9 protein-coding genes are annotated in these 6,297 nt (G+C 45.8%); 4 read left to right on the forward strand and 5 right to left on the reverse strand.

Features of this window, described 5'->3' with window-relative positions; translation table 11 throughout:
* Positions 1-402: 402 nt before the first annotated feature.
* The 3 genes from ACESQ2_RS28215 to ACESQ2_RS28225 form a co-directional block, all read right to left on the reverse strand.
* Positions 403-537 (reverse strand): colicin release lysis protein, encoded by a 135-nt coding sequence (locus ACESQ2_RS28215; protein ID WP_071891505.1) that lies wholly within the window; start codon positions 535-537, stop codon positions 403-405.
* A 31-nt stretch (positions 538-568) separates the two neighbouring features.
* Positions 569-1,087: a hypothetical protein gene (locus ACESQ2_RS28220; protein ID WP_128335106.1), complete on the reverse strand. Its 519-nt coding sequence runs from the start codon at positions 1,085-1,087 to the stop codon at positions 569-571.
* A 105-nt stretch (positions 1,088-1,192) separates the two neighbouring features.
* The gene (locus ACESQ2_RS28225) at positions 1,193-1,948 is read right to left on the reverse strand and encodes a glycoside hydrolase family protein (protein WP_094955594.1); all 756 of its coding nucleotides are present in this window, start codon (positions 1,946-1,948) and stop codon (positions 1,193-1,195) included.
* A gap of 1,143 nt (positions 1,949-3,091) precedes the next feature.
* Between ACESQ2_RS28225 and ACESQ2_RS28230 the strand changes: the two genes are divergently transcribed.
* The 4 genes from ACESQ2_RS28230 (at position 3,092) to tolA (ending at position 4,750) form a co-directional block, all read left to right on the forward strand.
* Positions 3,092-3,355, forward strand: a complete 264-nt coding sequence (locus ACESQ2_RS28230; protein WP_044347895.1) for a hypothetical protein — start codon at positions 3,092-3,094, stop codon at positions 3,353-3,355.
* A complete protein-coding gene (locus ACESQ2_RS28235) occupies positions 3,345-3,644 on the forward strand; it encodes a type II toxin-antitoxin system RelE/ParE family toxin (RefSeq protein ID WP_044347893.1) in 300 nt (99 codons plus the stop codon). Before ACESQ2_RS28230 ends, ACESQ2_RS28235 begins: the two co-directional genes overlap by 11 nt.
* A 182-nt stretch (positions 3,645-3,826) precedes the next feature.
* On the forward strand, positions 3,827-4,231 hold the full coding sequence (locus ACESQ2_RS28240) for an Exc2 family lipoprotein (RefSeq protein ID WP_044347891.1): 405 nt from the start codon (positions 3,827-3,829) through the stop codon (positions 4,229-4,231).
* A gap of 81 nt (positions 4,232-4,312) precedes the next feature.
* Entirely contained in the window at positions 4,313-4,750 is a 438-nt protein-coding gene (gene tolA / locus ACESQ2_RS28245; RefSeq protein ID WP_044347900.1) for a cell envelope integrity protein TolA, read from the forward strand.
* Positions 4,751-5,289: 539 nt separating this feature from the next.
* Here the strand turns inward: tolA and ACESQ2_RS28250 are convergent.
* Positions 5,290-5,691, reverse strand: a complete 402-nt coding sequence (locus ACESQ2_RS28250) for an AlpA family transcriptional regulator (RefSeq protein WP_044347889.1) — start codon at positions 5,689-5,691, stop codon at positions 5,290-5,292.
* Positions 5,691-5,882 carry a Rop family plasmid primer RNA-binding protein gene (locus tag ACESQ2_RS28255; RefSeq protein WP_044347887.1) on the reverse strand — a complete coding sequence of 64 codons (192 nt, stop codon included), beginning with the start codon at positions 5,880-5,882 and terminating at the stop codon, positions 5,691-5,693. Before ACESQ2_RS28255 ends, ACESQ2_RS28250 begins: the two co-directional genes overlap by 1 nt.
* Positions 5,883-6,297 lie beyond the last annotated feature (415 nt).

A 6,297-nucleotide genomic window follows, 5' to 3' on the forward strand; every position in this document is an offset into this window, starting at 1 on the left:
GCTGTTATGGCCGCGTTTATCTCATTCCACGCCTGACACTCAGTTCCGGGAAGGCAGTTCGCTCCAAGCTGGACTGTGTGCACGAACCCCCCGTTCAGTCCGACTGCTGCGCCTTATCCGGTAACTATCGTCTTGAGTCCAACCCGGTAAGACATGCAAAAGCGCCACTGGCAGCAGCCACTGGTAACAGGTTCGCAGAGCAAAGAAGTCTTGATGAGTGAGGCTAACAAAGGCTACACTGATAAAACGAATTTGGTTTCTGTGCTCTGCGAAAGCCAGTTACCTCGGTTCAGAAACTTGCCGGTTTCTGCTCCTTCGAGAAAACCACCTTGCCGGGTGGTTTTTTCGTTTACAGAGCAAGAGATTACGATGATCAATAAAGGATCACAAGAAGATCCTTTACTAAGAACTAGCACCACTTATCGTAGAAGACGTTGAGGGCGCCACAGACCCGCCTTGAACATCCCTGATATAGTTTGCCTGGCATGATACTAACAATGCCACTGCAACAAATAATAAAATAATTCGGCAACGCATAAGAAACCACCAAAATTAGCAGCAAAGAAAGTTAATTATTATTAAAATAAAATATCATATCCATAGATAACAACCCATAATTCTTAACCACCGCTGGGTATTTAAAATTATCATCCTTGTCAATTACTGACACCAACTTATTATTAAGCTCACGACAAGGTTTCAGACCATTATCAGCCAACTGTTCAAGCGCAAACACCTGAGTTAATATAGGATCTGATGGAGCGGTATTCCCAGTTGTTATTGATATTTTACAAACAGCCCCATCATATTTAATCATATCATTACCATTAAAAAACCCAGAAACCTTCTTCTGAATTTTATTTTGATATTTTATCATGGCTTCAATTACAGCTTTAGGGTTGTCGTTTTCATATCCCCCCCCCCCCTTACCAAAACTCTCTAAATACTTCCTAATCTCAGCTGACGTATCAGTTTCATACACCGTAGATTTCGGAGCAAAATAAACCTTAACATCAGCAGATGCTTCACCAACACAAAATAAAAATAAAAAACAAAAACAAAAACAAAAAGACAAAAAACGTATCATAACTTAACCTCATAGAAGACATTAAATTCATCATAGTCTATAAGCTTAAAAAATTACTTATGACTTGCTCCCATCCTAATAGATAGGAGCAACAAATTTATACTACTATCGATTATACCGCAACTGATCGTAAGTATCTTTATTCCTTTTATCACCCCTTTGATTTAGGGTTCTATGGCTCTCATCAGCTGCTGTATTCCAATCACCACGATTTACCGCATCATTAAAATTAACGAAGACTTCCTTAAGCGTTGGTACACCAAGGTTGAATCCCATGTCTACTAATGCGGTTTTTCGTGGATCAGAGAAATCATTATAACCAGGGTAAAGGCTGCGTAATCCAGTCTCTGTAGTTTGAACATCTTTAATACACTGACCGATTACATCTGCATTCGAAAGGTGAATACTCTGCTGTTCTTTTGGGTTTTTCTTATAAGCGTTATATGCGGCAGCTATATCACTTTTAGATACTGCAACCTCACTTTCCATATCATCACCATGTAAACGAACAACTTTAGTTCGGCTAAATGGCAATGCTTGAGCCATTTGAGCAGATCCAAGATAATGTCCAATACCGATGGTGATGTTCCCCTTGCTATCTCTATACATGGTATTGATAGAACCTTCGTGGTCCTTCAAGTTATTTAAACACATGGACATGTACCGACCGTTGTAATCCTTTGTTGTTGAAACATCAACCCATGTATTAGCTGTTAACCCGGTAAAACCACTTCCTGCAGCCCCGCCTGAACCACCACCACCATTATAAGTACTAGTATTACCATCATAGCTATGGATAGTCCCGTAAGGAGTATCATGATCATGCCAACCTGGACCTTTATTAGAATCTTCAATACCCACTTAAATTACCTCTCTGACGTATAGATTAATAAAAAAACAACTGTATAAACATACAGTGCTGAGGTTACATATTATCACCCACCCTGTCAATAACAGGTCTTTAGTTTATTTTAAAATAAGCAAAGTTTTATTAAACCCATTCTTTATAAATAAAATTGACTATTTTTTATTTTTTATAAATCAGCCCATGGTTCAACTTAGTTGATACGCGGTAAAAGCCCTTCGGGGCTTTTTTACGCCGGCCATTTAACATAAAGCCCTGATTATGCGCACCGCTAAAACGGCCTCAGGGCGTTTCTGACGGGAAACCTGTAAAATGGGCAATAAACCACCCGAAAACCCGCCAGAAACGCGCAGCTGCTGTTTTTACGTCATGCATGAGTATGCGAGCAAGTGCATAGCGCGGAAATTCAGTTCGTTTAGCCAGGGTGACGTCTGTTTCCGACGTTCTTCACCTCCGAAAACGGTGAACGGGGACGCAATTTATTGCGTCCCCGTGAAGCGTTGCCGGCGCAGCCGAAAAACAGGTTTTCAGCACCTTCAGGAATCGGGTTCGTCGACAGCCGGCAATGACGTTATGGCAAGTCGCCGGACGACTTACCACACGATTCACCGGCGATTCGAATCGTGAATTGAATCAAGAATCACCATGAACAAAAAACATCCAAAATGATGAATTGAATCAAGAGTCAATTCATCATAACAATATGATAATAAAGCGTGATTCACATATGAATCGTGGGTAATTCGTCAGCGATTCACCATAGAGTCATCAACGAATTGGATTCACCTTACAGAAGGTAAGTTCACGTAATTTAAAATAGATAACCAATTGAAATTAAATGGCTATCAGCAAAATTTTAATTTTGCGTAGTGTGTGGGTATTTTTAGTGGTGAGGAGCGTTTAGAGATCTGGCGATTTTTGGGAAGGTTCAGGAACTCCCTGGAATGGGCGGAGAGAAAAATTGAATCATGTGCGTATTCTGGCGAAGATGAACGGTTACCGACAGCAGAACTGAGAAACTGCGTTCACATTGGGACAGAATACGCACCAGCAATCAGGAGCGAGCTTAACCATATTTTTCCGGTCTTCCCCCTGCTACACTCCTTCACACACACGCATAAACACAGGGAGGCTTCCCCATGAGTAATACCTCACACTACGAAAATGCAAACTTTCTGCGGGAACTGGCCGAAAGCCTGCCTCGGATACTGCCCGCCGGTGGTGCAGATAAAGCCGCACTGCTGCAACGTCTGGCTAATGAGGAACTGGCCCAGGCGGAGTATGAGGAACAGGTTCGTGCCAAAGTCACCGCTGCTCGCGCTGACACACGCCCGGGTATGACCACCGAACAACTCCGCCAGCGGCTGCATGGCCGTTATCGGGAAGTCCGCGATGCCGTATGACGTGGAATGGAAACAGGGGGCTATCGAGGACGTTACAACACTGTTTGGCTATATCGCGGAAAATTCATCGCTGTGGGATGCCCGAAACGTCACGGAGCGTATCCTCGCTGCAGCAGACAAGCTCTCCGATTACCCCAGACTTTACGAAGTGGACTCGCGATATGGCGATGACGTTCGCCGGCTCAGTCTGATGGGACAGCATGTTCTCTATGAGGTTGATGATCAGGCCAGGAAAGTCCGGGTTCTAGCCGTTGTGGGACAACGGCAGAATCCGCATTTAGTGCGCTGAGTAACCTGTCACAGTGTGCAATTTATTACTTGCCCGTCACTATTAGGCAAGCGCGTCGACGTATCCTCCACTTCCCCCCTGTTCAACCAGGTTTAAGTCCAGTCGTGTGATGTTTTCAACTGTTTACGAACTCCATTAACTGCATCTATCATGGGGTTAATTTAAACAGACAGGGAAGCTCCATGATGTGTATCAGGCCACTCACTCTCATTCTTCCATTGCTGCTGACCGCCTGCTCCGGCTCACAGACCAGCGTTGAACGAAATGCCAGCCATGCTGCATCCGCTATTGAGCGCATGCATTTCGACCCTAATACCCGCATGCAAAGGGCCGACAGTATCACAGCCCTGAAACCCATGATGCAGCAACTCTACGACCAGGGGAAAAAAGACAGAACCGATGGTCTAACGCCTGCTCAGGCTCAGAAGCGGGTGGAAAGCTTCAGCTGCCCTGACGTCCTGTCCGGTGGACAGAAAACGCGGATCCTTGGCAAAGAGTACGATGCTGATAACCCCGAAAAGCAGCGTCAAATTCTCCTGGAAGCAGGAATATCTTCATACTGGGACGGCTATAATGGGCGTTCTTAGTTCATCGAAAATAATTATGCCGGGAAACGCCATAAAAGGGGTTTCCTGTACCTCATCAGGGATGAACAGAGAAATATGCTCATGCACATCAGACCACTACCAGCTCTCTTACTCGTTCTTCCACTTCTTATGACAGCATGTAATGGCAGTCACACCTTAAAGATGGATGCCCGTGCCACACCTGCCAACACAAAACCAGCGGAAGTTGACGATCTTTTAGGTGATCTTCAATCCACTACAGTGATTCCGGAACAATCCAGAATAAGTACATACGCACGCCAGGTACAAAAGGCCATAGCTGCGCAGATGAACGAACCAAACGCATATGCAGGAAAAAATTGCGTGATCAATATCTCTCTTCAGCCTGATGGCTCAGTGAATGATGCAACAGCAAAAGAGGGTGACGAAAGGCTCTGCAAAGCTGCTATTTCAGCTATTACACGAGCAAAAATACCTGCTGCACCCGATGAAAAGACTTATCAGATGCTCAAAAACGCAACTATCGATTTCAGACTATAGAAACAGCCACCGTAATTTCAAAAGCGGTGAACGGGGACGCAATTTATTGCGTGGCCGCGAAACGTTGCCGGCGCAGCCGGAAAACAGGTTTCAGCACCTTCAGGAATCCAGTTCATAACAGCCGGCACTGACGAATGGCAAGTCACCGGACGACTTACCACACGATTCACCCGCGACTCTACTCTAGAGTCGTGCCTAGAGTCGCCATGGTCACAAATCAACCAAACGGGGAGTCGTGTCTAGAGTCGGTTCGATGTTAACTCTCTGATTTTATAGTACTGAGTCATTACCGACTCTATGACGACTCCCCGGGGACTCTATGACGACTCGTCATAGAGTCTGATCTATGTAAATAAAATTTAAAAAACGAAATTTCAAACTATTAATTAATTGATTTTAAATAGAAATCAGCAAAATTTTAATTTTGCGTGGGGTGTGGGTATTTTTCGTTGTGAGGAGCGTTCAGAGATCTGGCAATTTTTGGGAAGGTTCAGGAACTCCCCGGAATGGCCGGAGAGCAAAACGGAAGCATGACGCGATCAGGATTTTTTCCAGAATTTCCACCACGGCGCCGGAGCGTCAGTTAATTTTGCCTGGTGGTTTTCAAGAAGGAGCATCGCCTGTTTCAGGCTGTCAATGTGCGAATCCTTGGATAAAAGCAAGGTGTTCAGGTGTTCAACCTCCTGTTTTAGGTGACGAATGACCTGTTCACTCTGGTCAGCAGGGGCTGTATCACGCTGTTCAGAGACCTGTCCAGAATGGTGTTCGCCCTTCGGTTGCTCAAAGGGGCCAAAAACGCGTAAAAGCTCTGAGGTATCGACCATTTTTGCATTTCTTTCACCGTTACAAGTGGACAGTTCACCTGTTTTAATTAACCTGTGCAGTGTTGTCCGGCTCTTACCCGTTAGCCGGGCAGCCTCACTAATAGACACTCGGGCCATCAGTTATCATCCTGTAATGCATCCAGTCTCGAGGACAGTGTACGGAAAAGATGCTCAGCATCATCATGGAGTTTCTCACAAAGGTCAGCCTCAGCATCAAGATCAAGCTCGTTAAGCTTCTCCAGCAGGAGCAGGGACTGATTCTGGATGAACTTAGCCATGTTCAGCGCCGTTTTCTGTTGTTTCGTCATAAAGGGCCTCAGAGCGTCAGTGCTCAGTGTAAAACCGGTCTCTTTTCCGCTTCCTCGCTCACTCAGTCGCTACGCTCCTGCCGTTCGGCTGCGGCGAGCGGTAGAGGCTCATGCGTAAGAACACAAAGCAACAGAGCCAATAGCCGCGGAAAGCAAACAAAGGCCACGCCGTTGCCGTTTTTCCATAGGCTCCGCCCCCCTGACAAGCATCACAGAAACAGACGCTCAAATCAGTGGTGGCGAAACCCGACAGGACTTTAAAGATACCAGGCGTTTCCACCCGGTGGCTCCCTCGTGCGCTCTCCTGTTCCTGCCTTTCGGTTTACCGGTGTCATTCCGCTGTTATGGCCGCGTTTATCTCATTCCACGCCTGACACTCAGTTCCGGGAAGGCAGTTCGCTCCAAGCTGGACTGT

Origin of the sequence: Klebsiella sp. Q11, assembly GCF_964241505.1 — a bacterium.
In the GTDB taxonomy this organism is placed as follows: domain Bacteria; phylum Pseudomonadota; class Gammaproteobacteria; order Enterobacterales; family Enterobacteriaceae; genus Klebsiella; species Klebsiella michiganensis.